The organism is Brevibacillus porteri (assembly GCF_003013475.1).
GTDB lineage: Bacteria > Bacillota > Bacilli > Brevibacillales > Brevibacillaceae > Brevibacillus > Brevibacillus porteri.
Genome location: NZ_PXZO01000060.1, coordinates 36,459 through 60,316 on the forward strand (window position 1 = coordinate 36,459; position 23,858 = coordinate 60,316).

General features: G+C 45.3%; 35 protein-coding genes and 1 pseudogene. 1 reads left to right on the forward strand and 35 read right to left on the reverse strand.

Annotated elements, in window-relative coordinates; all coding sequences use genetic code 11:
• Positions 1-5: 5 nt before the first annotated feature.
• Genes C7R92_RS27050 through C7R92_RS27060 form a run of 3 tightly spaced genes read right to left on the reverse strand, consistent with a single transcriptional unit; the run spans position 6 to position 1,488 of the window.
• The gene (locus C7R92_RS27050) at positions 6-833 is read right to left on the reverse strand and encodes an ATP-dependent DNA ligase (RefSeq protein WP_106836268.1); all 828 of its coding nucleotides are present in this window, start codon (positions 831-833) and stop codon (positions 6-8) included.
• Between the two features lie 52 nt (positions 834-885).
• Positions 886-1,248 (reverse strand): YhjD family protein, encoded by a 363-nt coding sequence (locus C7R92_RS27055; protein WP_106836269.1) that lies wholly within the window; start codon positions 1,246-1,248, stop codon positions 886-888.
• A gap of 3 nt (positions 1,249-1,251) precedes the next feature.
• Positions 1,252-1,488 carry a YolD-like family protein gene (locus C7R92_RS27060; RefSeq protein ID WP_244195839.1) on the reverse strand — a complete coding sequence of 79 codons (237 nt, stop codon included), beginning with the start codon at positions 1,486-1,488 and terminating at the stop codon, positions 1,252-1,254.
• A 376-nt stretch (positions 1,489-1,864) separates the two neighbouring features.
• Here C7R92_RS27060 and C7R92_RS27070 point away from each other — a divergent pair, with 376 nt between their 5' ends.
• Positions 1,865-2,425 carry a C39 family peptidase gene (locus C7R92_RS27070; RefSeq protein WP_106836272.1) on the forward strand — a complete coding sequence of 187 codons (561 nt, stop codon included), beginning with the start codon at positions 1,865-1,867 and terminating at the stop codon, positions 2,423-2,425.
• Between the two features lie 235 nt (positions 2,426-2,660).
• Here C7R92_RS27070 and C7R92_RS27075 read toward each other — a convergent pair whose 3' ends face one another.
• From C7R92_RS27075 to C7R92_RS27225, 32 genes and pseudogenes are all read right to left on the reverse strand, one after another.
• Positions 2,661-3,554 (reverse strand): IS3 family transposase, encoded by an 894-nt coding sequence (locus tag C7R92_RS27075; RefSeq protein WP_106836273.1) that lies wholly within the window; start codon positions 3,552-3,554, stop codon positions 2,661-2,663.
• Positions 3,551-3,871, reverse strand: a complete 321-nt coding sequence (locus C7R92_RS33290) for a helix-turn-helix domain-containing protein (protein ID WP_328139125.1) — start codon at positions 3,869-3,871, stop codon at positions 3,551-3,553. Before C7R92_RS33290 ends, C7R92_RS27075 begins: the two co-directional genes overlap by 4 nt.
• 42 nt (positions 3,872-3,913) lie before the next feature.
• Positions 3,914-4,192 (reverse strand): annotated as a pseudogene (locus C7R92_RS33295) (transposase); the annotation flags it as partial.
• A gap of 419 nt (positions 4,193-4,611) precedes the next feature.
• Positions 4,612-4,851 (reverse strand): hypothetical protein, encoded by a 240-nt coding sequence (locus tag C7R92_RS27085; RefSeq protein ID WP_106836275.1) that lies wholly within the window; start codon positions 4,849-4,851, stop codon positions 4,612-4,614.
• On the reverse strand, positions 4,835-5,554 hold the full coding sequence (locus tag C7R92_RS27090; protein WP_106836276.1) for a M23 family metallopeptidase: 720 nt from the start codon (positions 5,552-5,554) through the stop codon (positions 4,835-4,837). Before C7R92_RS27090 ends, C7R92_RS27085 begins: the two co-directional genes overlap by 17 nt.
• Positions 5,541-5,819 (reverse strand): hypothetical protein, encoded by a 279-nt coding sequence (locus C7R92_RS27095; RefSeq protein WP_106836277.1) that lies wholly within the window; start codon positions 5,817-5,819, stop codon positions 5,541-5,543. The genes C7R92_RS27090 and C7R92_RS27095 overlap by 14 nt, the downstream gene beginning before the upstream one ends.
• Positions 5,816-6,076, reverse strand: a complete 261-nt coding sequence (locus C7R92_RS27100; protein WP_106836278.1) for a hemolysin XhlA family protein — start codon at positions 6,074-6,076, stop codon at positions 5,816-5,818. The genes C7R92_RS27095 and C7R92_RS27100 overlap by 4 nt, the downstream gene beginning before the upstream one ends.
• 90 nt (positions 6,077-6,166) lie before the next feature.
• A complete protein-coding gene (locus C7R92_RS33215) occupies positions 6,167-6,301 on the reverse strand; it encodes a CD1375 family protein (protein ID WP_279629832.1) in 135 nt (44 codons plus the stop codon).
• An 81-nt stretch (positions 6,302-6,382) separates the two neighbouring features.
• Positions 6,383-6,778 (reverse strand): hypothetical protein, encoded by a 396-nt coding sequence (locus C7R92_RS27110; RefSeq protein WP_106836280.1) that lies wholly within the window; start codon positions 6,776-6,778, stop codon positions 6,383-6,385.
• Positions 6,779-6,792: 14 nt separating this feature from the next.
• Positions 6,793-7,839: a hypothetical protein gene (locus C7R92_RS27115; RefSeq protein WP_106836281.1), complete on the reverse strand. Its 1,047-nt coding sequence runs from the start codon at positions 7,837-7,839 to the stop codon at positions 6,793-6,795.
• A gap of 14 nt (positions 7,840-7,853) precedes the next feature.
• A complete protein-coding gene (locus tag C7R92_RS27120; RefSeq protein WP_106836282.1) occupies positions 7,854-8,495 on the reverse strand; it encodes a hypothetical protein in 642 nt (213 codons plus the stop codon).
• The gene (locus C7R92_RS27125; protein WP_106836283.1) at positions 8,492-9,667 is read right to left on the reverse strand and encodes a baseplate J/gp47 family protein; all 1,176 of its coding nucleotides are present in this window, start codon (positions 9,665-9,667) and stop codon (positions 8,492-8,494) included. Before C7R92_RS27125 ends, C7R92_RS27120 begins: the two co-directional genes overlap by 4 nt.
• Positions 9,660-10,019 (reverse strand): contractile injection system sheath initiator, encoded by a 360-nt coding sequence (locus tag C7R92_RS27130; protein ID WP_106836284.1) that lies wholly within the window; start codon positions 10,017-10,019, stop codon positions 9,660-9,662. The genes C7R92_RS27125 and C7R92_RS27130 overlap by 8 nt, the downstream gene beginning before the upstream one ends.
• Positions 10,007-10,399, reverse strand: coding sequence for a Gp138 family membrane-puncturing spike protein (locus C7R92_RS27135; RefSeq protein WP_106836285.1), 393 nt, complete (start codon positions 10,397-10,399; stop codon positions 10,007-10,009). Before C7R92_RS27135 ends, C7R92_RS27130 begins: the two co-directional genes overlap by 13 nt.
• Positions 10,396-11,190, reverse strand: a complete 795-nt coding sequence (locus C7R92_RS27140; RefSeq protein WP_106836286.1) for a phage protein — start codon at positions 11,188-11,190, stop codon at positions 10,396-10,398. Before C7R92_RS27140 ends, C7R92_RS27135 begins: the two co-directional genes overlap by 4 nt.
• On the reverse strand, positions 11,183-11,506 hold the full coding sequence (locus C7R92_RS27145) for a phage baseplate plug family protein (protein WP_106836287.1): 324 nt from the start codon (positions 11,504-11,506) through the stop codon (positions 11,183-11,185). The genes C7R92_RS27140 and C7R92_RS27145 overlap by 8 nt, the downstream gene beginning before the upstream one ends.
• 8 nt (positions 11,507-11,514) lie before the next feature.
• Positions 11,515-12,009, reverse strand: a complete 495-nt coding sequence (locus C7R92_RS27150) for a phage baseplate protein (protein WP_106836288.1) — start codon at positions 12,007-12,009, stop codon at positions 11,515-11,517.
• Positions 12,009-14,111, reverse strand: a complete 2,103-nt coding sequence (locus C7R92_RS27155) for a phage tail tape measure protein (RefSeq protein WP_106836289.1) — start codon at positions 14,109-14,111, stop codon at positions 12,009-12,011. Before C7R92_RS27155 ends, C7R92_RS27150 begins: the two co-directional genes overlap by 1 nt.
• Before the next feature lie 38 nt (positions 14,112-14,149).
• Positions 14,150-14,347, reverse strand: coding sequence for a hypothetical protein (locus tag C7R92_RS27160; protein ID WP_146147633.1), 198 nt, complete (start codon positions 14,345-14,347; stop codon positions 14,150-14,152).
• Positions 14,310-14,633, reverse strand: coding sequence for a hypothetical protein (locus C7R92_RS27165; RefSeq protein ID WP_106836291.1), 324 nt, complete (start codon positions 14,631-14,633; stop codon positions 14,310-14,312). Before C7R92_RS27165 ends, C7R92_RS27160 begins: the two co-directional genes overlap by 38 nt.
• A 33-nt stretch (positions 14,634-14,666) precedes the next feature.
• Complete coding sequence (locus C7R92_RS27170) at positions 14,667-15,065, reverse strand: phage structural protein (RefSeq protein WP_106836292.1); 399 nt, start codon at positions 15,063-15,065, stop codon at positions 14,667-14,669.
• 15 nt (positions 15,066-15,080) lie between these two features.
• Positions 15,081-16,085 carry a DUF3383 family protein gene (locus C7R92_RS27175; RefSeq protein ID WP_106836302.1) on the reverse strand — a complete coding sequence of 335 codons (1,005 nt, stop codon included), beginning with the start codon at positions 16,083-16,085 and terminating at the stop codon, positions 15,081-15,083.
• Positions 16,075-16,569: a phage neck terminator protein gene (locus C7R92_RS27180; protein WP_106836293.1), complete on the reverse strand. Its 495-nt coding sequence runs from the start codon at positions 16,567-16,569 to the stop codon at positions 16,075-16,077. Before C7R92_RS27180 ends, C7R92_RS27175 begins: the two co-directional genes overlap by 11 nt.
• A complete protein-coding gene (locus tag C7R92_RS27185) occupies positions 16,556-16,903 on the reverse strand; it encodes a head-tail adaptor protein (RefSeq protein WP_106836294.1) in 348 nt (115 codons plus the stop codon). The genes C7R92_RS27180 and C7R92_RS27185 overlap by 14 nt, the downstream gene beginning before the upstream one ends.
• Positions 16,900-17,379: a phage virion morphogenesis protein gene (locus tag C7R92_RS27190; RefSeq protein ID WP_106836295.1), complete on the reverse strand. Its 480-nt coding sequence runs from the start codon at positions 17,377-17,379 to the stop codon at positions 16,900-16,902. Before C7R92_RS27190 ends, C7R92_RS27185 begins: the two co-directional genes overlap by 4 nt.
• A gap of 4 nt (positions 17,380-17,383) precedes the next feature.
• Positions 17,384-17,938, reverse strand: coding sequence for a phage head-tail connector protein (locus C7R92_RS27195; RefSeq protein WP_106836296.1), 555 nt, complete (start codon positions 17,936-17,938; stop codon positions 17,384-17,386).
• Positions 17,938-18,246, reverse strand: coding sequence for a hypothetical protein (locus tag C7R92_RS27200; RefSeq protein ID WP_106836297.1), 309 nt, complete (start codon positions 18,244-18,246; stop codon positions 17,938-17,940). The genes C7R92_RS27195 and C7R92_RS27200 overlap by 1 nt, the downstream gene beginning before the upstream one ends.
• A gap of 47 nt (positions 18,247-18,293) precedes the next feature.
• A complete protein-coding gene (locus tag C7R92_RS27205; RefSeq protein ID WP_244195840.1) occupies positions 18,294-19,736 on the reverse strand; it encodes a phage major capsid protein in 1,443 nt (480 codons plus the stop codon).
• A 4-nt stretch (positions 19,737-19,740) separates the two neighbouring features.
• The gene (locus C7R92_RS27210) at positions 19,741-20,484 is read right to left on the reverse strand and encodes a head maturation protease, ClpP-related (RefSeq protein WP_106836298.1); all 744 of its coding nucleotides are present in this window, start codon (positions 20,482-20,484) and stop codon (positions 19,741-19,743) included.
• The gene (locus C7R92_RS27215) at positions 20,481-21,710 is read right to left on the reverse strand and encodes a phage portal protein (RefSeq protein ID WP_106836299.1); all 1,230 of its coding nucleotides are present in this window, start codon (positions 21,708-21,710) and stop codon (positions 20,481-20,483) included. The genes C7R92_RS27210 and C7R92_RS27215 overlap by 4 nt, the downstream gene beginning before the upstream one ends.
• Before the next feature lie 163 nt (positions 21,711-21,873).
• A complete protein-coding gene (locus C7R92_RS27220) occupies positions 21,874-23,583 on the reverse strand; it encodes a terminase large subunit (protein WP_106836300.1) in 1,710 nt (569 codons plus the stop codon).
• A partial coding sequence (locus tag C7R92_RS27225; protein WP_106836304.1) for a phage terminase small subunit P27 family occupies positions 23,580-23,858 on the reverse strand: 279 nt, incomplete at its 5' end. The genes C7R92_RS27225 and C7R92_RS27220, both read right to left, overlap by 4 nt.

A 23,858-nucleotide genomic window follows, 5' to 3' on the forward strand; every position in this document is an offset into this window, starting at 1 on the left:
TGTTCTTATGCGGTCAGGATAAAGTCTACGAAAACTGGCGATCGAAGCATGCCGCTCTTTGTCCAGTTCCGAAATTTTACCTTTGCTTTTATCTGCGGCTGAATGTAAACATGGTCCCTATCCTCACTAGTGATAATTGATTTTGCGACGCCATAAAACGCCTGCTTATGAGTAGGTGGAACTCCAAGTTCAATCACGCCTGCTGGTTTGCCATTAAAATGTGCAAGCCAGCCAAAATCACCTTTGCGGTAACCAGCGATCTGAACATCCAAATACGTGTAGTTGATTATTTTTATGAAATCATCCGTACGCTTATCTATGTGGTATCTCCCGTCCTTGCGCTTGGCAACGATACCCTCCATATTTCGAGCAACAATTGCGTCCCATAAGTCTTCGCCTCGTCCATCAATGTACGCTATTTTACTCATGGTCGGCGTGTCCGTTATCGCATGTTCCAGGACGGCTTTGCGCTCCATGAGAGGAAGTCCTTTAAGGTCAGCTCCATTATAATGTAGGATATCGAACACGACGTAAGATATCGGCAGACGCGATCGCTTCGACTGGAAACGCTGCATAGTCAGCTCAAAGTCAGGGATTCCTGTGTCCGGGTCTAATACCACCAACTCACCGTCCAGTACGATGTCAGGTCCGTCCGATATGAGTTCGGGGTACTTCACAGTTACATCGTTGTTGTGTCTTGTATAAAGCCGAGTTTCCCCATTGCTCCGTATCAGTATCAGTCTATGTCCGTCGATCTTAGGCTCATAGATATAGCGACCGTCTGAAAACGGTTGATCCATCTGTTCGAGCAGCATCGGGTATATAAAATCCATATAGCATCACCGCTATAATTGTATCAATACAATAAGAGACATGCGCTGGTAATTACTTCGCCTGCTGCTTGGCGTCGTACAGATAATTGTTAAGCCGCACCTGGCATTCAGCTTTCAGGTGTGACACATTGTAAATGCACTCTTCTTGACGACCTTTAACCGTAACAAGAACCAAGTACAAAAAGCTATCTGTCGTTTTCTGAACGTGGATTTTGCCCCCCATCCTCCCAAACTGACTCCGGTATTCATGGTGTTTCCGCTCTGCCCACATCGATACCGTGTCGAACATTGGGCGGTATGACATTTTGAGCTGATCCTGATTAAGACTTTCTGCATCAAACGCGATCGCCTTAAACAGCATGCCATACAAGATCGTTTCATGCAGGATTTCTCGCCATTTGTCAGGTTGAATCATTGTCTAATACACCCGCTCAACCTGCAGCATTTTTTCAATGGGCACCCACCACACACCATCAACGCGGACAAGCTTAATCTTGTTCTCATCACGGTTGATGTCTTTGATTACTCCCCATTCCCTACGAATACAGTCCTCGTGCCAACTGACGTTGACCGCATAGTCTTTTCGTACGGAGTCGTAAATAATGACATTCATTTCAGCCAAGGCTTCTGAATCAACCGGTGTTAAATGAGTCATAACTTCCTCATAGTGATGTTCATACAGTAAGGCCATTCGAAGTGTCCTCCACCAATCCAGCCTCTACCAAATCCCGGAGAATGTCAGGGGCGCATCCATGACTTGTCCCAGTAGGGATTTTGCTTATTGCTTTAAGATGCTTTGGAGTTAAAACCGGAACAGCTTGGAGTTGGCCATTAATTACAGCGTTGATTCTTTCCATAGTACTCACCCTTGATAAGAACGTTTGTTCGTATTATATACGAACATCTTGTGGCTATTCAACCACGAAATCTTCAAAGCATTTTTTATTTCACAAAAAAAAATATTGTTATATTTGAAAACATATACTAGTATTTGATTTGTAGTTAAATTTTTACATAATAGGAGGATTTTCATGACCGTTTCATTGAAATTCAAAAGTTTCATTACTCTATTAATGGCCGCAGTTCTTTTGCTTTTGCCAAACAGCCCTGCCTTTGCCGCTAAGCTAAACCCTCAAATAAAAATTCAATATGTACCCCAAGACAAATCAAAATGGTGCTGGGCTGCCACCTCAGTAATGCTCTTGAATTATTATAATAAACCAATGGGATTGGAAGAATATGTTGAAAAAGTATTAGAAGAAAAAACTAACAAAGCTATTCCTGAGTTTCGATTCGAATCCGAGCTAAATGAAATGGGCATTTATGGGGATTCTATGAATAAGCCTGCTACTTGGAAACAAGTTACATCATCAATTGATAAAGGTTATCCAGTTGTCGTATATCAACAAAGGACAGGAAAAGTCGGACACATGCTTATCATCAATGGTTATTTCGATGATAACTTAATAATTACCAACCCATCTAACACTGGTGGTCAGTATGAAATAACATACGATGAACTATTAGATGATGGAAATAATAAATGGACAGGAACTTGGCTCAATGTAAATAAAATTGAGAGAAAGAAGTAAGGTGATGGAGCGTTATCCATCCCCTTAATGATGTTTACAGTTTTCCACCTCGCCGTACTTATTTGGGCGACAAGGTATACCGGAAAACCACGTTCAACGTGTTCTCTTGGTTAAAAAGCTGTTGAAATAGAAAAAGCCCTCCCCGGACTATGAATTGTGAAGTGCCCCCTGTCAAGTAGAACGTGAAAAAAACAAAAAGCTTAGACACCAATCTGAACTTAGGTTGGTGTCTTCTTTATGCCACAGAACTTTGTAGATATTGCCTATATTCTAGTGGTGTCATACGGTTTAGCCGTTTCTGGTACCGATGATTATTATAGTAATTTATGTATTCCGTTATGGCTCCTTCTAGCTCTTCGTATGTATTGAATTTATGCAGATAGTACATCTCCGATTTTAACATTCCCCAGAATGATTCCATTGGACCATTGTCGATGCACCTAGCTACCCTCGACATGCTCTGAGTCATTCCTGTATCATCCAGTTTCTTCTTAAACGTTTTGTTCGTGTATTGAAATCCTCGATCACTGTGAAAGATGGGTTTCGCATTAGGATATGCCCGATGGGCAATATCAAACGTTCTAAACACAAGCTCGTTGTTGTTGGAGCGCCCGATCACAAAAGAAACAATACTTTTATCCGACAAGTCCAGAATTGCGCTCAAATAAGCCTTGCTTTGAAGGCCGTACTTCATTTCCGTTACGTCTGTGAGCCACTTTGTACCGAATTCCACGGATTTGAAATCCCTGTTCAAGACATTTTCTGCCGTGATTTCAGGCGTTGTCGGAACGTAATTCTTTTTCTTTTTGCGGCATACGGATTTCAATTCTAAAATACCCATGAGTCTGTATACACGTTTATGGTTGATAGAAAGATGGAACTCTCGATTCAGTTTCATGGTCATCTGGCGATAACCAAGAATACCGTTTTTTTCTTCGTAGGCACGTTTAATCATAGGCAGCAACACTTTGTTGAATTTCTCATTATCACTTTCTTTTCGATTTCGCCACTTATAATACGAGGAACGCGGAATTCCTGCGATTTCACAAAGCTGGCTGATGGAATATGATTTACTGTCGTACAGATCACGAATGGCAAGATAAATGGGTTCATTGCGGACTTGGTTTATTGTCGCCCCCTTTGAATTTCGTCTAGCTTTTTTAGAAAATCGATCTCCATTTGCTTTCTGCTATTCTCGGCTTGAAGCAGTGTATTTTGGGCTCGTAGGTTCTCTAGCTCAGACATCTCGTTTTCAGATTTTCGTTTCCCACGTTTGTCCTGAAGCGCATCTACGCCAAATTTAATGTATTTATTTGTCCATGAGTAAACCTGCTGATAGGACACCTGAAATTCCTTTGCTGCTTGGGCATAATTATGCTGATGTTCTACGCAGAATTTCACAATTTCGATTCTTTCTTCGAAAGTAGTCGCTCGTCCTTTTGTCATGATTGGTGTTCCTCCTGTTTCGGAAGATTTCAACTGTTCATGACCATTATACTTTAGAATCCAATTACGCAGTTGGCGGGTTGATTTAATCCCATATCGCTTACATAGCTCCATATGAGAAGAACCGCCAGCTAGATAATCCTCCACAGCAGATTTCTTCAGTTCTGCGGAATATGTTCTATTCTTAGAAGTACTGAGTAGCCCATTTGGACCTAATGATTGATAGGTTTGAAGCCATTGTTTCATGGAGGGAAAGGTAACATTTAGAGCACGTGCTAGATGATTTAGAGAATCTTCCCCGCGAAGATATTTTTCGATAACTGCAACCTTTTGTAAACGCTAATCAAAAAGTTGACCATTTTTGGGGCAAACGCTCATCTTCGAGTTGACCACCTACGATGCTTCATTTCACACCAAGTAGCACTTTATTTCCTGCTCCAATGATCGTCAAGGATAAAGGGTAAACCCCTTGCTACACAAGTCCTTGACGATCCTCGGTTCAGCAAAAACATTTGCTAATAGGTGTGAAAATGATGATGTGTGTTCAGTCTTCCAGGTGGGTAACTTTATGTTGAGCAAAGTGGTCAACATTTTGGCGAGCGTTCACAACCTTTTCTGGCCCAGCTATTTTTGCTTTATGGGACATAAAAAATGCTCCTCCTTACAGGTAGACAGTTTTATTATTTCAACTGTCTACCTGAAGGGGAGCATATCATAAAAATTCGAGGAGGGCTTTTTGGTTATTGCCTCTTTTCAGTTGGGCCTGGCTGATCGCTTGTATCATTCTTATTATGAGCTGCGTCAACATACCCTTCGGCCACCATGTACGCGACAACAGAGCCGAGAGCCGTAATCATGGCGGTTACCTTTGTAATCGTGTCACCGTCCATTCCAAACAGTACCAGCACGCTCGTGATAAAGGCAGCCACTGCCATCCACAGTTTGCGTGATGAAAGCTTGCGTTTAAACTCTTCGTTCATGATCTACATCCTCCTCTTGTTGGACAAGAAAATCTAGTGTATTGGTAGATCTATCCACAAGTACAAAAATGAGCCAAGACATGTCTTCTAAGACTGCCTGTGGCTCTGTTCGCAATCGTTTTTTCCACTCTTCTGCGTTGTTTATCAAGGCTTTGCCTTCTGTATCCTTCTTGCTGGCAAGGCTGTCTAACGCCTTGTCTGCGAGTTGGAGCTTCCACGGTTCCAGTGCTTTCACTGTGTCTTCATCTCCTCTATCCACAGGTTTATCAACAGATTGGTAATATTCTCGCAAATACGCTACAGGATCGGTATGTGTCCCGATTCCTTTACGTCTAACCTCATAGTGCAAGTGTGAGCCTGTGCTTCTGCCAGTACTCCCCTGATAGCCGACAACGTCACCACACTTGACCCGCTCACCTACCTTAACCGACACGCTGTGTAAGTGAGCATATAGGTGTGTGCAGCCTTTATCGTCCCGTACAGCTACAACAACCCCAAAGCCACCGTAGCCAGAGCCTTTTACACCTTCTTTTGCATGAGTGACGACACCGGATACAAAAGCGTAGATCGGTGCCCGGTGACGTTTAACAAGATCAATTCCAGTGTGCATAACAGGCTTTTGGGTGAATGGATCATCACGGGGGCCATATGGACTGGTCACACGGTATCCTTTGAGCAGTTCGTCCACTTTAGACACGTGCATCGTAGTCCTCTCCTTCCATGTCCTGCTCACTGGATCGTGGTTTGCGTAATTCTTGCACTGCTCGTACACCGAACACGCCGCCTGCAACCGTCATTAGGACTGGAGCCATCATATCCAATAGTGCAAGGTAGCCCGAACTTACAGGCTTACCTAGCAACGAGAGAATAAGCCCAATCGCTACGAAAAGAAAAAAGACAGTGCTTGCGATCAGAAGCAGATAGTCCTTCTCACTGACGCCATCTCTGTCATTAAGAAACGTCTTCATACCGCCATCCCCTTCCACAGCAATGATATTGCTCCAAGAATTAGCGCACCAATAACCGTACGCCAGAGCCATCTTTGGTTGTCAGCCACCTCATTCAAACGGTGGTGTGCAGACTTGCCGTATTGAAGTGCTTCATTCGCTTTCTCTTTCGCCTCTTCCGCAGTAGCACGAACATCTGTCATAGAGTCCAGTTTTGTCTCTACTCGGACAATCCGCTCGCGGATATCAGATAGTACCTGCATCTCATTGTTTGACATGAGCTTATCCTCCTCACCCCCTGGGGGCAAAATAAAAGGAGCCGCACACGCAGCTCCCTATGAAAAAACGCCCTCCTATTAAGAAAAGCGTTATGCCAAAGGCTTACCGTCTGTACCCAAACCCAATGCCTCCAGGTCAGATTTTACATCTGCTTGTAGATTCGCTGGAATCTTATCGAAGGTACGGCGACCGTTAATGATCAAGCTCACGCATACTGTTACCATCGTTGCTTCACCTCCTTTCAGGCATAAAAAAAGAAGCCATATCCATAGTCGTTTCAGCATCTCTGCTCCTCCTATGTGGGCTTACTTGGTTGCTGGTACTGCGACCAGTTCGTATAGTTGTAACACAGCTTCCTGCGTATCCAGATTGGACTTCTTAATAGACTCTACTTCTTCGGACAGTGATTTTCGATAAACTGGCTCTGGTGTCGGTCTGTTTGGATCAGGATAGCTAAACTCCAATTCCAACGTTGTAGGGTTAACCCTGTAAGTTTCGCACGTATTAAAGTCCTCATCATATTGTCCGTACTCCAATTGGATAACACCAACTGTTTCCCGTACTCGTTGATTCAACGCTGCATAAATCTCGAAATCTTGATCAATCGTTGAATTACTTTCAGCTCCTAAAATGGCAGGTGTCCGAACGAGAACAACGCCCGTTTCTTTGTCAAAGTAAATTTTCCTACCAAAACGATTCATGTTTTATCCTCCGCTTATTCAAATAAAATGATATCCGCTATAAGATTAAGTCCCTCAATTCCTATAATGGTTCTTGTTAAACTAGAATACATAATGTTCTCATGTCTATTAAATGGAAGTTTATTGGAATACCCGAAGTTGTAGCCGTTTTTTTGTGTGACCAACGCATAACGTGGTTCAAAACCTAAATTCGGAATTACCCAACCGTTGTTACTGTAATCTCCTGTTTGGTCGTGATTTCCCCAGAAGCGATAAAAACCCATTTGAGGATCGTATGTCCCTCCATTTGAGGCAGATGCCTTTTCGCTTGATATACCTGTCACTATCGCGTATCTTTTTGCCTCGTAGGAACCCGCAACACCGAAAATATTACTTCCGTTCTTTATATTTCCAGCAACCAAATCAGGATCACCTTCAACAGAGAACGCTTGATAGTATCCACCTCCAAAGTTCTGTCTTGCAGTTGTGGGCATGATTACACCCTTTGCCCCATGGTTTTGCATTGTTCCGGTCTGTTCGCCAGCATCATTAGAAAAAGTTTTCCCTACTAAAACGTCACTTGGGATTGCGTTACCTGTCCCCCCTTCACCCTGTAGAATAAAATTTCCCGTTGTGGCGTTGTATCTAAAGGTATAGATTCCGTTTAATTTCAGGTTAGTTGCATCATATCCGTTAGCCTTTTTTAATGACTTTGCCCCAAGATTATTGATATTGATTGTCGAAGCTCCCACCTTCGAATCTGAGTGGAGCTTGAGCACAATTTCCATTCCATCTGTATACCCGCTAGGGGGCGGATCGAAAGAAATCACATAAGCGTTTGCTGTACCTGCTGTTGTTCCGTACAATGGGTGTTTCTTGTTGTCGTTGACATGACTGTCAAAATTGAATTTAGCAGCAGCCTTTTCCTGTAACTCTTTCAAAGCAAGGTAGGCATGATGAAACAGCCAGTTAAAATAATCAGATGGCGGTTTGTCACCTGGCAACCATCCATTTACCTTTTTACTTTCTGGCGGCTCCGTTCCTGGAGCCAACCACTCCGGTAGTTTTTCTTTGAACGACATTTCTCATCACTCCTTTAAATCGGCAGGTCGGAATCATCGGAAGGAGTATAGGCATAGCCGAGTGTTCCGCCGATAGTTCCTTCTAAATTGGAGAATCCTCGATTTTCGTCCACTTCGGTTTCGCTTCCGCTTGCAAATTCAAATGTTCCTGTGAGCTCAATTTCTCTGACTCGTACCCCGGCTACCACCGTTTTTTGAACCAGCCGGACAAATTGCCCAGGCGGCATTCCTGCCTGATTAATGGCTTCAATAGGTAACCGGATAATGCTGATTCCTGCCGGCTCGGGATCGACGGGATCGTTCCAGGTCTCTTTGATCTCAATGGTACTCGGGTCAGTGGAAAGCGCCAGCGCTAGGATGCGAATGATTGTATTAATGTCCCCTGTAGAGAGGTTGCGAGCGATTTTTGACTTCAAAAGGATTCGGTACACCTCGTCGGTAGCTGCTCCACGGGGTTGATTGACGATGGTCCCAATATTGTCTAAAGTGGTGCCTTGTGCCTCGTCAATGTCTCTCCACGCTTGTATCCGATCGTGTGTCTCTTCCACCTGCCGGATCTGTTCAGACAAAATGGTAAAGAGTTTCCCCAGGTTGCTGTTTGGGTTCTTCGCGAACACATCCATCAGCTTTTGAAGAAAATCATTTGTGGCGATCATGATTGAATCACCACGCTGATTTTATCGAAAGATGTTTGGGCCACTTCATGCGGAGCGATTGCGATGTTTCCTTTCGTCCACGTAGTGCCGTCTTTGCTCAGCTCAACGATTAAATCAGCGATTCCTTCTACTTCTGTTCGAACAGCGACGAGGGCAGAATGGATGACTGTCATACCGAGATTTAATCCTGTGTAGATAATTCCATCCTCGTCTTCGCCACCGATGTATTTGATTGCGGCTGTTTTAAGCAATGAAACTCCGTTGGAGGGGAAGCTGGTAGATCGAACTACCGTCATTCGCAAGTGAATAGGCACTTCAATGGCATAACTGAACCTTACGGTGTGTTCAAATCCTGCATCATCTTTTACGGTTTCGGTCTGATTGCCATACGGTTCGATCCCTCCGGCTTTGTTTTCAAAGATCGCCTGGGCAATCTCCTTGGGATCTCCACCAAGCACGTATACTTCAATCGATTTCGGGGGACGGCCTTCGCTGTCAGTAACATTTTTGTAGTTCTCGACTACTGCTGCAGCTCGTACGCCCGTAACTTCCAGCATTGCCTTTCTAATGGCCGGAACCGTTGCTTTTCCACGGCCCTCAGAAGAAATGGAGAAACGTTCTCGAAATTCGAGAGGAGTCTCTAAGTTTCGTCCTTTGGTCGTCGGTATGGGATTGGTTACGCTTGTGATATTGCCGTTCGGATTGACGATAGTTGTAATCACACCAGCAGGCTTATTTCCCGATGCGCCAGTTTCAACCGCCCTTATAGCCACGGTACCAGTCCCATTCACCCCAAGCGTGATGGGTTCCGTTGTTTCAAAAACCACTTTTTTATCGGAAACTCGAAACCCCTTCTCAACGGTGTATCCAGGTGTTCCTGTAATGGCAATTAGGCCAATCGCATACTCTGCTAGCAATCGTTTGATCCCCGAATAAGGACCGAGGCGAAACAAACTAGCTCCTTGCGCTGTATGGGGGTAGGCGCTGTTGTACACATCTTCTGTCACTTGCCAAAGCTTGGAGAGAAACCAAGCAAAGAGCCGCAAAATGATCCCTAGTGGTGAACGCTCTGATGTGTTGATCTTCTCTCCATAAGCTTCTTTCGACTTGGCTTCCATCTCTTCGAAGAGATCAGCAAAACGTTTTCGCTTAAAGCCTTTTTCATCAAGCATTGACTGTCACCACCTCGTTGATCACGTTCCCGTTGATAGTTGTGGCAGTAAATCGCACTTCCATTTCCCGCTTCTTTAAATCCATGGAAAATTCGATGGATTCTACTGTTTTTATCCGTGGTTCTTGAAATAACCCTTGGCGAATTTCTTCGCGCATCTCCTCTTCTGAGAGCTTTTTGCCAAGAAATTTTCGGAATGTAATGCCCATTTCCGGGTTCAGAAACCACTCTTTTTTGTTGGTTCCGAGCGTAATGGCGGCGCATTGTGCGATTTCTTCGGGTCCTTCAACCGTCAGCAGCTCGCCACTTTCATTAAAGGCTAGATCACCGTTCACTAGTTTCAAAGAGAGCAAGGGAACACCCCCACAATTACCGCATCGTTTCGATGATGAATCCGTTGGCTGCTCGGTTTGGTTACGGACCCCGTTAACGTATCCCGAATCTGTCGATCAGCACAAACGACATAGACGACATCGCCGTTCTCCAACTCAGGGAAATGGATCTCTGGAGGCGTGATATCATCTACATGTTTCTTCATTCCCAAAGCCTGAACATTTTGGATGGGTGCAGGAGGTTTTTCGGTAAGCTGTAGTAATGGCTGAACGACAGCGATGCCTCTCTCCTTGTTGTACGAGATTACGCTGCATGGGAAGGCTACACTCATTTCGGCAAGGCGCTTTTGGACCAGTCCGTCGATCAATTTGGCTAGATCTCCTGCCGGATCTACTTTCATGGTAATATCGCCTCCACTTCTGTCGTAAAGTCTCCCGTTCGGCTAAAAGTATGGGTGCCGCTGCGCACGTGTACACGGCCTTGAAAGTCCTTGCTGGTCAGATCCACAACGGATGCTGTTGTGATCCGGTACTGTAATTGTGACTTGATGCGATACCCTTTGAACTTCTCTTCATCAAAAGGCTCTGGGGAAGCAATAAGCCCAGTTTCTATGGAGAGAGCAAAAATATCATCTGCTCCCCTGCGTAGATTCCGGACATAGAGCTTCCCTTTGTTGATATAGGCAGAGGTCCCGCAATCTTTTGCTACCTTGCCAATAATGTCTGTAACTTCCCCGCTCGCGGTGTACCCTTCTTCATAGCGGTAGTCCTGATTGAGGTCAAATTGAGCAATGGGAAGACCTAATATAGCAGCCATTTGTTTTAGGATGTAGCTTCCCAAGGTCCCCTCCGCGTAAGCGATGTCCTCCACCTTCCGAGAGGAAAGGTCATGAGAATCTAGAACGTGAATGCTTGTCACTGCGTCTACGCCCTCTCGCTTGGTTACAACCTTGGAAACAAATCCATGCAGAATCACACCAACGTCTCCGCGATAACCAGCATTGATCATGAGGGTATCATTGCGTTTGATTCGGCTGATTGTGTCTTTTGACAGGTTCCATAACTTGATTTCGCTTTCGTTGGGTAACAGGTCATTGTCAAAAGGTATGGTGCCCTCCAAATTGTACTTGTCCATGGAAAACAACATATTGCTGACCATCACCTCGATCACCCTGCCGAAGTTTTTAGCCATCTGAATCACCTTCAATTACATACAAAAATATGGTTTCGCCCAGCGTTGACCATGTTACTTCCTGGTTGATGCCAGATACATCGAAAGGGATAAGTTCCTCTTGGGGAAAACGATGATCCATACAATCCGCAAAAAGAGAAATACCGTAAACCAATTTGACTCCTGTTGCCAAAATCTCTCCGTCACGTTCGAGATCTACAGTAAAAAAGTCAAATTCGCTGTTGTAATGGATTTCGAACGTAAAAACCGCATCGCTGAGAGAAACCTCAAAGCGATACGGTATCAGGTCTTTTTCGATATCGATATATTCCGCCATTCCATCACCTACTCATCCGCCCATGGCGTTCCTGCTTTAAATTTCACCTTTTCGACCTTCTCTTTCTCCTTGTCGCCTTTTTTCTGCTTGGTTTGCTTTCTGCCAGAGCTGATTACTGGGGCAACTGCCGCTTTGATCGGCGTGGGTAAGGTCTCCACATAGGAGGATTTGACAACCCGAATTTCTTTCAAGGATAGAGAGAAGGCAAAGCCATTTGCGACTTTGTAGTCATGCTTTGTGTTCAAAGACTGAATGACACCTGTAAATAAGTTTCGCCCAATAAATACGACCGTCTCGCCCTTATCCGCTAAAGCAATCAGCCTCTCACGAATCTCCGCGGCATCATCCCCCACAATAAAGCCACTTACGCCCATTGCACGAGGTTTGCGTTGCACGTGGTCACTGGTGTCAATTCCGTCCTCAACTGGCTGGTCAGTGATGTCTACCTCATAAACAGGATCTTCACTTTCTGCCAGGACATACATACCGTTAATTGTCGCCATTATGCTTGTTCCACCACCAAAGAGACACCCAATCTACGCGCGGCGCTCTGAATGATTTCTTGCAGGGTAGGTTTTAGCTCGGTTGCAATCGCTGTACCTGTTTGTTTCGCGTCAGCACCACCTGTTACGTCGAGCTTGATCACGATTTCCATTTTCATTGTTCCGCCAGTAGCTCCAGGTGAGGCTCCTGCCACGGTTGCTGGCGGTAGTTTTGCTGCTGGCGTATCGTAGGAATGGGGTGTGGTTACATCATCGGCAAGACCCGTGGAGGCGGCTGCCACACGCGCTTGTGTGTTCTCAATCCCTTGAGCCAAGCCTTCTCCAGTGAAGTATCCGACTTCCATCATGACGCGAGACGGCGAGTGAATGCCCAGAATCGCCTTGATTTTATCGGTGATACCGTCGCCAATGGCTTTCATCTTGTCCATGAGGGCTGTTGCCATCGAGCCAATTCCATCGATCATGCCTTGGATGATGTTTCGGCCTATTTCGAACAAGTTGATTCCGGAAAGAAACCCGGTGACTTGGTTCCATGTGGACTGGATTTTCATCCAAATGGTAGTTCCTGCGTTGGTCACTGTTGCAATGATGTTGTTCCATGTGCTGGTGAGGTAATTCCAAATCCCGACGAATATAGCAACAGTGAAAGCCTTAATCTGATCCCAATATTTATAGATCAGAGCTGCCACCCACACAACCGGACCACCCAGAATAACCAAGATGGTCGATCCCCATGTCTTGAAGAACTGAACGATACTATTAAAAATGTTGACCGTCCACGTCTTGAAAGCTTGCCATTTCTGCGCCAACCACGGGCCGATTGTTCCCCAATTCTTGAAAATCAGGATTACACCAGCAATAGCAGCTCCTACAAGTAGAGCAATGGCAATAAGGGGTAAGAACGGTGCCATCATTGCCCACCCAGCGACGGCTGATGCCCACATAGAAGGAACCAATGCACCCAATATGACGGCAGCAACGCCACCAATTGCTGGACCAAAGACATCGATGTGCTGAATGAAAAAACCAATCCCTTTCGACGCTTCCATAAAGATAGGAAGAAGAAACTGCCCAATTGGAATAAGCAGGCCTGTTTCAATTTGCCGTCCGATCAAAGCGAGGGCTTGTCCAGGAGAATCAATCTTCACTTGATTGATTTGTTCCATGGTGTTCTTGGTCATATCAAATGTTTTTTTCACATTTCCATAAGCTTTGATGACCCGTTCTTCTAAGTCTTCTGCTTGCGTACCAAATAAAGCAACAGATGCAGCGTTACGTTGGACAGGGTCTTTCACTTCATTGATAGCTTTTACCGTCTTGAGAAATGCTTCCTGAGCAACTTTTCCTCCAGTAGCAAATTTCTTTGTCATCTCTTCGCCGTTCAGACCAATTGATTTATAGGCATCCATTGAGGTTTTGGACCCATCTTTTGTGCGAATACCGAATTCTTTGATACCATCCCCAACTTTGTCCAGATTGAAAGCCCCTGCTTCCATTCCAGAACTAAAGATGTCAAACATCTCATTTGCAGAAAAACCAAGCTTGCTAAAATATCCACTATATTCATTTGCTGTATCTAACAAATCACCGGATTTATCTAGACCTTTTTGAGCCCCTTGGGCAAGCAAGTTATAGGCTTGCTCTGATGTGATACCGAACTGTTTCATCATCGTGTCGGCCGTCTTTACTGATTCATTCACATCATATTGAAACGCATCCCGCATAAGCAGTGCATTTTTTGTTGTTTCTTTTAACTCGTTTCCAGCTTGCCCCGTGACTGTTTGAACCGCTGAAATAGCGTTACCTAGATCATTCCAATCCTCACCAAAGTTTTGAGCATATAACTCTTTTGCAAATTCCTTTGTAGCAATCATCTGATCATTGGTAGCACCCGTAGCCATTTGCACTTGTGACATGGCTTGTTCAAACTGGGATGCTGCATTGACGGCAGCAAGTCCAAATCCGGCCAGTGCAACTCCGGCTGCAATGCCAAGACCAATGACTGCTGCTTTCGTTTCCTCTACCTGGTTTTGGGCGTCCTGCAGTCCTCTATCCGATACCTGGAAGCCTACTGCAAACATTAGATTGCTGATTACACCCACTTATTCCACCTGCCCTTCGGCAACAAAAAGAGCGCCCGCTAGGACGCTCCTTTCTTATCTATCTCTTTTTTCTGTTGCTTGAGGTGTATGTCCAGCGCTGCGTTTGCTTCGGCAATATCGTCCTCATCCATCTTGTCCAAATCGCTATAGGTGATGTTCATATCGGACAAAAGCAGTCTCCAGTATGGCCAACGTTCCTTAGCTCTCCGCTCCGCTTCCTTCTTGTCGATCATCATGGTCACCTGCTTGCTTGTCGTCGTCCTTGTCCTGCCCTGAAATAAAAGCATAGGCGGCGTTGATCGTCTCTTGATACTCCTGATAGTCGCCAAAATCGTCGATTTTCATTTTTGGCTGGACAATGACGTGCTTGAGAATTTCTTCTGACAGTCGTTCTTCCATCATGACCCCATGCTTGTTCTTGCTGGCATCATTGATTTTGGATACCATGCGAACGCCTGGGTGCTGAAAAACGTAGGTATTTCCTGCTTCCGAAGTGAAGTTTTTTTGTTTGAATGCACTCATTTATGATCGTCTCCTCTTTTTTTGAATAGGTAATTACTGCATATCGATATCAAGGCACTGAACTTCGTACTCACGGTCGGCAGCTTCATTCCCATAGGTACGAGTCGCTGGTTTGACCACATAGGCCTCTGTTGCAGTTGTTGTTTCTTTCGGTGTTCCAGCATGAATGACACTCACAGGAACTAACTTGCCGGAATTAGCGAGTTTATCCAAGTAAGCTACTTGTGGGCTGCTCGGGAGTAACGTAACTTTAATCGTTGCCAACGGGTTGTTGACTTTGGTACGGACAACATCCCCTTGTGCGCCTACCTTCGTTTCGTAGTTATTCTCAGCCTTTTCAATCTCAATCATGTCTTCTGAAAAGCCTGTTAAATAAACACTGTCTACCGTCATGGTAACGTCCTTTGGATCATAGGTTGCTGCTTTACTCATTCAATCTCATCCCCTTTACAGAACGATGGTTCCTTTGACTTTAACGGCATGGATGGCGCCCGCTAGTTCAAATTGGAAGGTGCCATCGTTATACTCGCGTTTCTCCCGATCTGCTGGGTCTACTTCTGACCGAGACTTAAAACGGGTACTAAAAATAGCCTGTCCGTCATCATCATGGGCAATCATCCCATTCAAATCAGCTCGTTTTAAGATGGTGCGAACCTCGCCTTCCAGTTGTGCAATACCTGTGTTGTCATAACGAATTTTAGGGGAGCGATTCAGTAGCTTCTGAATGGCGTACTGAATACTGAAAACCAAGTAATCACGCGAATGGATGATATCGATGTATTCGCCGGATACTGTTTTCCCCTCGCTAGTAACATCATCACCAGCTTTCGTAACATAGGTATTTGCTCCAGCTTCGTGAATGGCCATTAACTCTGTTGTGCTAATATCGAGGACTTCAATCGCCTTGAGCGTTTTGAACTTCCATGTGATACTCCCCACTTCGGCAGAGGCGCAAGCCCCTAGCCAAGCTGCTTCCGGGTAGTTATCTGTGGTCGTATGATAAAACATGGTTGTTCGTGTGTATTTCTTTGCCTTGATGGCAGTCAAGTCTTCGAGGTTTGAAGAGCTTGCGAAAAATTGGCGAGAGTTATTTTGTTCAATAGCGTCAGCAATTGTCAGGATGTTCGCTTTCTGACTGCTTGTAGAAACGAGAAAATACCAATCTTTTTCAAAAATCTTGGGTAGGAAATCTGCCAACGTCTCGCCTTCCGTTTTGTGAAGCATGACGGCGATCTCTGCCGGCGAATTATCTCCTTGATTCAGCAAAGAAAATGCCGCTTTATAAACCTCCGAAGTTGGTGCGAAATCTTCACGTACTGCTTCTAGATCGTAATAGGTTTTGTAATCCATCCCCGTTGCGCTGGAACCAATAATTAATGGCTTCCCAAAACCCAACTTCGGGGTTGGTCTTTGAATATCAATCGTTACGGTTACATCACTTTTAACCGCCAAATCCATCCACTCCTCTCACATTTGCTTTGTCGATTGTAATGAGATCGCGTTTTGTCTCATCAATCGTTCGAAATTCTATTTCAAATCCGTGACGACGCTCCCACTCTAAACCGATTTTTATATCCCGGTTTTCAATTGATCCGTAGCTCGTCACAATGACGTTGACTGTGTCTTTCAGCACCTCATAGCCTGATGTTTTGAACCAGTCACGAGCTTTCATGGCATTCTCAACGCTTGTTGCCTTGTCATCGGCATACGACAAAAAAGAGACAGTAAACGGAACTGTCTCCACTTGCCTGATTTTATCGCCCGCTTCGAATTCAATAGGGAATCCCGTCGACTCGCCATTTGCTTCATCAAAATCGTAGGTGAGAAAAGCAGTTTTTGGGATGTCTCCCCCGCCGTTTAATTCAATCACTGGCAAACTCAGATGTTTGGACAACCCTTGGACAATGGTCGAACGTATGGCCCTAAACGGGATCATTGGCAACCACCTTCTTTACCAGATATTTATTAACATCACAGTAATCTCGGTCATCCGGTCCATCCACAGTGTACTGAACTCCTTTGTACTCAATTAAATCACCAGGAGTATGAATGTTTGTGGTGTAAAGTGCACGGTCGTCTTCGGTGTATTTACCACCCTCTGCTTGCTGCAGCTTTGCATTTACTGGCTGAAAGTGTCCCTTCAGAGGAATTTGTATTGGCTTTGCTGGCTGCCACACCCCGTCTGGATCATGTTCTCCAGTTCCTGGACGTATCAGAAGATATGGTCTGTTGTACTTCTTTACCATAGGTGCAAATCTAAAGAGCATCATGTTGCACCGCCCTTTTGGACGATCTTAAATGTAAGTGAATCACGTAAATCCTTGTCTCTCAGAAGAATTTTCCTGCCAGTTTTTACGGCTTTATATGATGGAGAAAGGGGAGGTTGACGAATTGAATCGAACCGTTTGAGTGTTCGTTCCAATCCGATCTCACCGATCTCACGTAACAGATCATCTGGTGACACGCTACCATCAGCAATACCTTGTATCTTGGTCTTTACAAGCTTTTTTATCGGGGCAGTAGATCGTTTCTTACCAACCCAAATAAAGCTCCGCGCTGGAATTTTCATTTTAGCGCTACCATACTCATGGACACCTGCGATCATTGCAAGCTCCGCGTCACCTTGCATGCCGATATGCGCCTCTTTTGCAGCCAATCTTTCCAATGCCCTTGTTATCTCTGGTATGTTTGAGTTTTCATCTATGGTTACGTTAGCTCTTGTTGATCTTTGTCTTCTTCTTGCCATTCAATCATCCCCAACGTTTATAAGGATTGACCAAGCTTTTGACTGCTGCCGGCAAACCTTCACCATCATTTGAGTAGGAAACAGCCAGATCACCAACGCGTTCTGAGGTAACTCCCGGAGTACGCATAAGAGTTTGGCAGAACAAAACGCATGCTAATTCTAAGGACTCAGGCAAAGTCTGAGGCTTTTCTGGTGTAGCATCACTAGGTAGAACGTATCCAGCTGTGTAAGTCACTGTGATCTGCCGCTCTAAGGCCTTCCAACCGTCTCTTCGGAAGAGAATCCCTTTTTCTGCGACAGTTTCGTAGTCAGATATGTCAACACCATCGATCTGCATCTTGGATACCTGGACAATCGGGTATCCTTCTAGAAGCAAATACTTCCCTTTTGTCCCATCATGCTTGCTATCCTTGTATTCTTGTAGTCGGAACGACCTGCGGCAGTAAGTTTCTATAGCTGAGGTGGCTGATGCAAGGTAGAGAGTCAACTGACCGTTGTCTGTTTCATCATCTGCTGAGATCCCGAGCAGTGACTTGGCTTTATCGACGGTGGTCAACATTATTGTTCACCGTCAGTTTTTTGATCCGCTTCTGTTGTATTGGCATTCAGCTTTTTCAATGCCTCAATGGCGTTATCTTTTCCCCTCACCTTGTCACCATTTGGCAGCTCATAGTATCCGCCCGCCAGCTTTTTCAATCCATCCAGATCAGCATCGTCTTCTTGTTGCTCCTGTACTTCCTTACCAATGACCTGCTTTTCTCTCAGTTGTTCGGCTCGATCATCATCCGCTTCAATAACGTCGCCAGCCTTGACCAACTCGTCAGTATCTTTATTAATAAAATCAGATATAACATGGAATTTTTTCATGTTCATACCCTCCTGTTAGAGAAAAAGGAGCCGAAATTGGCTCCTTTCTACACTTTTGGAATATCGAGTGCGACATATGGGCTTACCTTTGTCACCTTATCTTCAAGGGTAAGTGGAGCAATAACCCATGGCTTACCGTCCACGTTCCAGAATGCTTTGATGACTGTTTTGTTCTGTTTGAAATAGACATGCTCAGATGCCGCGATGTACGGGCCAGATCCGTCTTTGATCAGGTAGTAAGACAGATCAACAAGCACCAGGTCGCCTTTCTGACCTTTTGCTGGCGTTTTGCCCGTGAATCGGATCGGAATGCCCAACAATGTAGCCGGGATACCTTTTGTCGCGTTGCCTTGGATGAAAATGTAGTTACCTGCAGGATCTCTCAATTTCACCAGGTCAGGCATGATGGATTGGTTCGCAACCCAAATGGAGCTACTCGCTGAATCCGGAAGCAAGTAAGCCAGCAGCAAGACGATATCATCATAGGTAACGGTATTTGCTGTGGCACGATTTACCGTGAGGGTTCCCGCTGCCCCGACCACACCAGTTGGTTTGTTTGTTCCGTTTCCAGTCAGGAACGCAATGTCTTCTGCAGCCATCATGGCTTTGGTGAGCAAAGAACTAATAAACGAGTCAGCTGCTGTCCAGTTCCGAAGCAATTTGTCCGTTACCACAGTAGTAGCCGCTACTTCATGCGGTTGCAAAGCGACCTCTTTCAAGGCACCATCAGTATCTGGCTTCTCTTGTCCTTCTCCGATCCATGATACCTCTACACCACCGAAAACACCTTTAGTCCCTTGATCTAGGGCAGGCATCGTGATCTTCGTGTCTGGTGCTTCTTCACCTGCAGGGATTACTGTTGCGCGAGAACGAACAATAGCAGCTTCTGGACTAATCATCAAAACGTCAGGACGGAATTCAACTGGAACCGCGAAACCACCTTCGCCTCCTGTACCCATGGACCATTGATTCAATACTTGACTTGGCAAGATCTGACCACGGAACGCGTCTGGTACCTTGTAGCCGCCGCCCTCGCCTTGACCTACAGGAACTTCTGCCAGCCGGCCTTTTGTATCTCCAAAGCGAACGGCATTAATGAACTCGCCCAAAGATGTGAAGCCGTTATCGTTTTTGGGCTCAGGCTGCGTTGGGTTTCCGCCAAAAACAGCACTTGGACGATATGGCGTTACTGTTTGATTTTGAATCGAGGCAGAGCGAGCAGCTACAGTATTTTCCCTCTGTGTTTGCTTCTCTTTTGAGGTGATTTTGTTGTCTAAATCAACAATTTCTACCTCAATTGCATCGAATTCTTGGTCCTCTTCGTTAGTTAAATCGCGGTTGTTATCCGCTTTTGCTGCTTCCAGGATTGCACTTTGACGTTCGATCTTTGCAGCGCGTGCTTGCAACAAGTCTTGTAGGGTAGCTTCTGCAAAGTGCTGCAGATTCACTGGGAAAGCAAAAGACAATACATTCGATTTGGTCATTTTCATACTCTTAAAACCTCCTGTGTTTGTTGTGGGCAAGCCTTTTCTCATATAAAGAAAGCGACCTATTTGGTCGCTCTGTTGCTGGTGTCTGTTCTTTTTGATTCATTGGTTGTGACGGCTGGGGCTTTAAGCCGTTCGCCATTTCGTTTCTCATTTTCTCGATCACTTCTTGCGGAAGCAACTTTGCCACTCCTGCGTTGGCTACCAGTTTAGGCTGGGAACTGTCCTCGAACATGATCTCGTCTACCAGTTTTTTCTCCAGCGCCTGTTGTGCTGTGAACCATGTTTCTTGATTCATCAGATCGAGTAATTCTTCTTGACTCATTCCACTTTTTAACATGTAGGCGTTGGCTATCGAGATATTGTAGTTTCTGAGGAAATCGGCACCATGTTGAAAGTCTCGATAATCTCCTCGAGCGACAGAGGAAACGTTGTGAATCATAATTTGTGCCGTTGGCGAAATCATCACTCGATCACCAGCCATTGCAATTAGCGATGCTGCACTTGCTGCAAGACTCGGGATCTTAGTGATAACTTCGCCTTGATAGTCCTTTAAAGCTGTATAAATTTCTGAACCAGCAAATACACTGCCGCCTCCTGAGTTGATGACCACTTCCAAGGTGTCTCCGTTGGCTGTGTTGATTTGCTCAATGACCGATTTGGGGCTAGTAGCATCCATTTCAAACCATTCGTAGATCCACAAATCGTCGTTCGAAACGATAACTCCTTTGATATCAATCTTCACACTCATCCTTTCTCACCTCCTTTGCTGACGGCTATTGTGGTTGGGATCATATTCCCGTTCACCAGGTATGCTGTTCCTTCCGCTCCGTCGATTGGGTTGTAGTCCTCTTTGTCGCGCCATTCGTTAGCGTTGATAACTCCGTTCTGACGCTGGATTGCAAGCCCTTCTTGGCGGCTCTTATAGTCACCACGGAGGAGACCATCGACATTTGCCTTCACATAGTAGCCAGCTGCACGCTCTTTCTTGGAGAATAATTTCCAGTTGATTGTCTGTTCCCACCGGGTTACGTACGGGAGCAGCGAGTGCTGCACAAAGTCGATGCTCAAGTGCTCGATGTTGGAAAAGGTCGCTCTCTCCAGGTTAGCGATCATGTGCGGTGGAACACGGAACAATCCGCAAATCTCGTCCCTCGTGAACTTCCGTGTCTCGATAAACTGGGCATCAGTCAATGGCATAGGGATGCGATTAAACTTCATACCTTCTTCGAGAATAAGTGGCTTCCATGAATGAGCCAGACCTGACCCTTTTTCTTCAAGCCAATTCTGCAATCGAGTGTACGCTTGATCGCTCAAAGCTTGGGGATGCTCAAGGACACCACCAATATTCATACCTTGACCATAGAAACGAGCAGAAAACTCAGTGGCTGCCATCCCTAGACCGATTGCTTCGGCAGCCATTCGGATCGGACTGTAACCTTTGATGCCATCAAAGCCGAACGCTGGTATGTGGAACACCTTTTCTGCTGGAAAAACATCGATCTTACCTCGGTCATTGATCTGGTATTCGATCTTTCCAGTTGAATGGTTCCTGCGTGGTTCCACTGTGTTCCAGGGTACCGGATATAAATCGGTCACTTGTCCTTTCCCATCCATGGTGATGATGGAGTAGGTGTTTCCTGACAAGACCAAGTGACCCATACTTGTTTCACGCCATGTCTGTGAGGTCATTTCGTCATTCGGTGCATCGTGTAATAGTCCATATAATGGATGATCAGTCGCTTTGTCGCTGCCTTTTCCGTTCTCTCTTGGGCGGAACACGAAAAACGGGAGAGATCCCAACGTTTCAGCAAGAACCCGGGCGCAAGAAAAGACCGTAATATAGCGCAAAGCTGTCTCCTCGTTGACTTTTTGCCCTGATTTCGTGGAATGACCACGCAACAAACTGCGAATATCTTGGTTAAAATCCGCCATTGAATAGGCTGATTTATCGACCAAATCGCTTAAAAATCCCATCAATCACCCCTCCTTTTTGGGGGAAATCCAACCCAAATTAGGATCGATCCGCACACCAGCCACATGGCTGGAGGGTAAATAAGCCACAAACCATACGCAAAACTAGAAAAACCCACCAAAAGGCAGGCTTCTCGGGCTGTTTCCAGTATGTTTTTTGGTTTTTTCACAGTGACCTTGGCCCCCTTTTCTCGTAAACTGAACGATTGTCTTCTTGACCCATCGCCCGAGCAAATGCGTTCATAATTGCCGCGATTGGGTCGATACGGTCCTTCGATTTCTTTTTATCGAGCTTCATATTTTCCTCAGAATCCGTTTTTGTCACAGCGTTTCCAATGGCCCAAGCCAGCATCCCATCGCCAGCGTGGATAATTTTCTTCTGATACACATGATCTCGGAAGGATTTTGTTGGCTCTGACAAATGTTTAATCGATTGAGGAATCGCCACCATTTCAAAACCGTCACTGTCAAGGGTTTGTGCTAAGTGAGTGGCGTTATATTGGTCGTAATCGACCTCAAGAATTTTATATCCTTCTTCTCGAATGCGTTTTAGGTAAGCCTCGACAAAGCTGTAATCAACGACTTCACCAGGCGTTACCTCTAGCCAACCTTGTTTGATCCATAAGTCATAAGGCGCTTTATCTGTTTTCATCCTCTCAGCCAGCTTTTCTTCTGGGATGAAAGAGTGTTGCCAGACATAATACATATCCTCACCGAGGGGGTGTACTCCGCCAGTACTTGTGATGTCAGTTGTGATGGATAAGTCCATGCCGATGTAGCAAGGGAACCTCTTAATATCTACAGTAGGTAAAATGATTGAGCATGCATGCCATTTGTTCATTGGCATGTAGGAAGCAGCGCCATAATTAACCCAGACATTCATGTTTTTAGTGAGGAACTTACTCATTTTTTCTGGTTTTTCTAGCGCCTCGTTCAGTTTTGAACGTAGATTTTGTATACCTTCTGGATAAGACGTAGCTATTGGATTGGGTTTTACCCAGGCTTTTTCGTCCTTGATGTCATCGATCAGGTTGCCCTCTTCGTCTTTATCCAGCTCATTCACCATGGCGAAATACTCTTCATTCTCCGTTTCATGACGATTCGGATCCAGAAGCCGCGACACATAATCGTATTCACTACGATAACAAGGTGCATTCAGGTTTGTGCCAGCTGTGGTGATAATCATCAGGAGTGGTTGCGCCCGAGAAATCATACCAGAATCAATGACTTCGTAGATTTCATCTGTATCATGGGCGTGGTATTCGTCGATGATCCCGCACTGCGGATTCAAACCATCACCCGTTTTGCCGTCCTGCTTGCTTAGTGGCTTGATGATCGACTGGCTTTTTGGGTGAACAATTTCACCATAGGCGACCTTATATTTGCCCTTCAGCTCAGGGCAACCATCTAACATCGCTTTTGTCTCTTTCCAGACGATCTTTGCTTGGTCTTTCTTTGTGGCAGCGCAATAAACCTCGCTCATGTTCTCGCCAAGGGCCATTGCCTCATAGCTGGCTACACACGAGAGGCTTTGTGACTTCGCGTTTTTCCTCCCGACTTGCCAGTATGCTTTTTTAAACCGACGATATCCAGTATCACGGTGGACCCATCCGTAAATATTGCCAAATACAAAGTATTGAATCTCATGGGGCTCTATCTTCTGTCCAACCAGAACGCCTTTCGTGTGTCGGAAAAGATTCATCCACTGGAAAAAGCGTAAGGCCTTCTCTTCGTCGAAAACAAATGGGAATTCGTCCGTTCCTTCGCGCTCGATGTCTCGTAAAAAGCGCTGGCATGCCCATTTGTGCTTTTGACAGGCGATTACTTCGCCATCAAGCACATCCAAGCTGTAATCTATGAGAAACTGTTTGATCATACACTATCACCGAAAGCTTTATCGAAACTCGTCTGCGGTTTCTGTTCCTTCTTCGGCTTTGCAAGACCAGCACGCGCACTAGGAGTCAGCCCGAATTCTATCGCCAATGATCGCATTTGATCGTGCAGCTGCTTCTTCTTGGTAAGCAGAGGGTGAGGCACGCTGTTGGTTTCACCGGCTTTATTGGTGTGTTCAACCACAAGCCCTTCCTCTTGAATGATCTTGGTGCATTGAACGTAGTCCGAATACGCATCGCAATAAGTCGCCAATGCGTT

Coding starts and splice junctions, on each gene's coding strand:
- C7R92_RS27205 (WP_244195840.1), bottom strand. CDS start 19,736: ATGAAAATGACCAAATCGAATGTATTGTCTTTTGCTTTCCCAGTGAAT.
- C7R92_RS27185 (WP_106836294.1), bottom strand. CDS start 16,903: ATGATGCTCTTTAGATTTGCACCTATGGTAAAGAAGTACAACAGACCA.
- C7R92_RS27055 (WP_106836269.1), bottom strand. CDS start 1,248: ATGATTCAACCTGACAAATGGCGAGAAATCCTGCATGAAACGATCTTG.
- C7R92_RS27190 (WP_106836295.1), bottom strand. CDS start 17,379: ATGGCAAGAAGAAGACAAAGATCAACAAGAGCTAACGTAACCATAGAT.
- C7R92_RS27210 (WP_106836298.1), bottom strand. CDS start 20,484: ATGAGTGTGAAGATTGATATCAAAGGAGTTATCGTTTCGAACGACGAT.
- C7R92_RS27170 (WP_106836292.1), bottom strand. CDS start 15,065: ATGAGTAAAGCAGCAACCTATGATCCAAAGGACGTTACCATGACGGTA.
- C7R92_RS27165 (WP_106836291.1), bottom strand. CDS start 14,633: ATGAGTGCATTCAAACAAAAAAACTTCACTTCGGAAGCAGGAAATACC.
- C7R92_RS33215 (WP_279629832.1), bottom strand. CDS start 6,301: ATGGTAACAGTATGCGTGAGCTTGATCATTAACGGTCGCCGTACCTTC.
- C7R92_RS27140 (WP_106836286.1), bottom strand. CDS start 11,190: ATGGCTAAAAACTTCGGCAGGGTGATCGAGGTGATGGTCAGCAATATG.
- C7R92_RS27215 (WP_106836299.1), bottom strand. CDS start 21,710: ATGGGATTTTTAAGCGATTTGGTCGATAAATCAGCCTATTCAATGGCG.
- C7R92_RS27125 (WP_106836283.1), bottom strand. CDS start 9,667: ATGCTTGATGAAAAAGGCTTTAAGCGAAAACGTTTTGCTGATCTCTTC.
- C7R92_RS27085 (WP_106836275.1), bottom strand. CDS start 4,851: ATGAACGAAGAGTTTAAACGCAAGCTTTCATCACGCAAACTGTGGATG.
- C7R92_RS27120 (WP_106836282.1), bottom strand. CDS start 8,495: ATGATCGCCACAAATGATTTTCTTCAAAAGCTGATGGATGTGTTCGCG.
- C7R92_RS27050 (WP_106836268.1), bottom strand. CDS start 833: ATGGATTTTATATACCCGATGCTGCTCGAACAGATGGATCAACCGTTT.
- C7R92_RS27070 (WP_106836272.1), top strand. CDS start 1,865: ATGACCGTTTCATTGAAATTCAAAAGTTTCATTACTCTATTAATGGCC.
- C7R92_RS27150 (WP_106836288.1), bottom strand. CDS start 12,009: ATGGCGACAATTAACGGTATGTATGTCCTGGCAGAAAGTGAAGATCCT.
- C7R92_RS27100 (WP_106836278.1), bottom strand. CDS start 6,076: ATGTCAAACAATGAGATGCAGGTACTATCTGATATCCGCGAGCGGATT.
- C7R92_RS27090 (WP_106836276.1), bottom strand. CDS start 5,554: ATGCACGTGTCTAAAGTGGACGAACTGCTCAAAGGATACCGTGTGACC.
- C7R92_RS27220 (WP_106836300.1), bottom strand. CDS start 23,583: ATGATCAAACAGTTTCTCATAGATTACAGCTTGGATGTGCTTGATGGC.
- C7R92_RS27180 (WP_106836293.1), bottom strand. CDS start 16,569: ATGATCCCGTTTAGGGCCATACGTTCGACCATTGTCCAAGGGTTGTCC.
- C7R92_RS27160 (WP_146147633.1), bottom strand. CDS start 14,347: ATGATGATCGACAAGAAGGAAGCGGAGCGGAGAGCTAAGGAACGTTGG.
- C7R92_RS27195 (WP_106836296.1), bottom strand. CDS start 17,938: ATGTTGACCACCGTCGATAAAGCCAAGTCACTGCTCGGGATCTCAGCA.
- C7R92_RS27110 (WP_106836280.1), bottom strand. CDS start 6,778: ATGAATCGTTTTGGTAGGAAAATTTACTTTGACAAAGAAACGGGCGTT.
- C7R92_RS27135 (WP_106836285.1), bottom strand. CDS start 10,399: ATGAAAGTAGATCCGGCAGGAGATCTAGCCAAATTGATCGACGGACTG.
- C7R92_RS27060 (WP_244195839.1), bottom strand. CDS start 1,488: ATGACTCATTTAACACCGGTTGATTCAGAAGCCTTGGCTGAAATGAAT.
- C7R92_RS33290 (WP_328139125.1), bottom strand. CDS start 3,871: ATGACAAAAGGACGAGCGACTACTTTCGAAGAAAGAATCGAAATTGTG.
- C7R92_RS27115 (WP_106836281.1), bottom strand. CDS start 7,839: ATGTCGTTCAAAGAAAAACTACCGGAGTGGTTGGCTCCAGGAACGGAG.
- C7R92_RS27200 (WP_106836297.1), bottom strand. CDS start 18,246: ATGAAAAAATTCCATGTTATATCTGATTTTATTAATAAAGATACTGAC.
- C7R92_RS27145 (WP_106836287.1), bottom strand. CDS start 11,506: ATGGCGGAATATATCGATATCGAAAAAGACCTGATACCGTATCGCTTT.
- C7R92_RS27095 (WP_106836277.1), bottom strand. CDS start 5,819: ATGAAGACGTTTCTTAATGACAGAGATGGCGTCAGTGAGAAGGACTAT.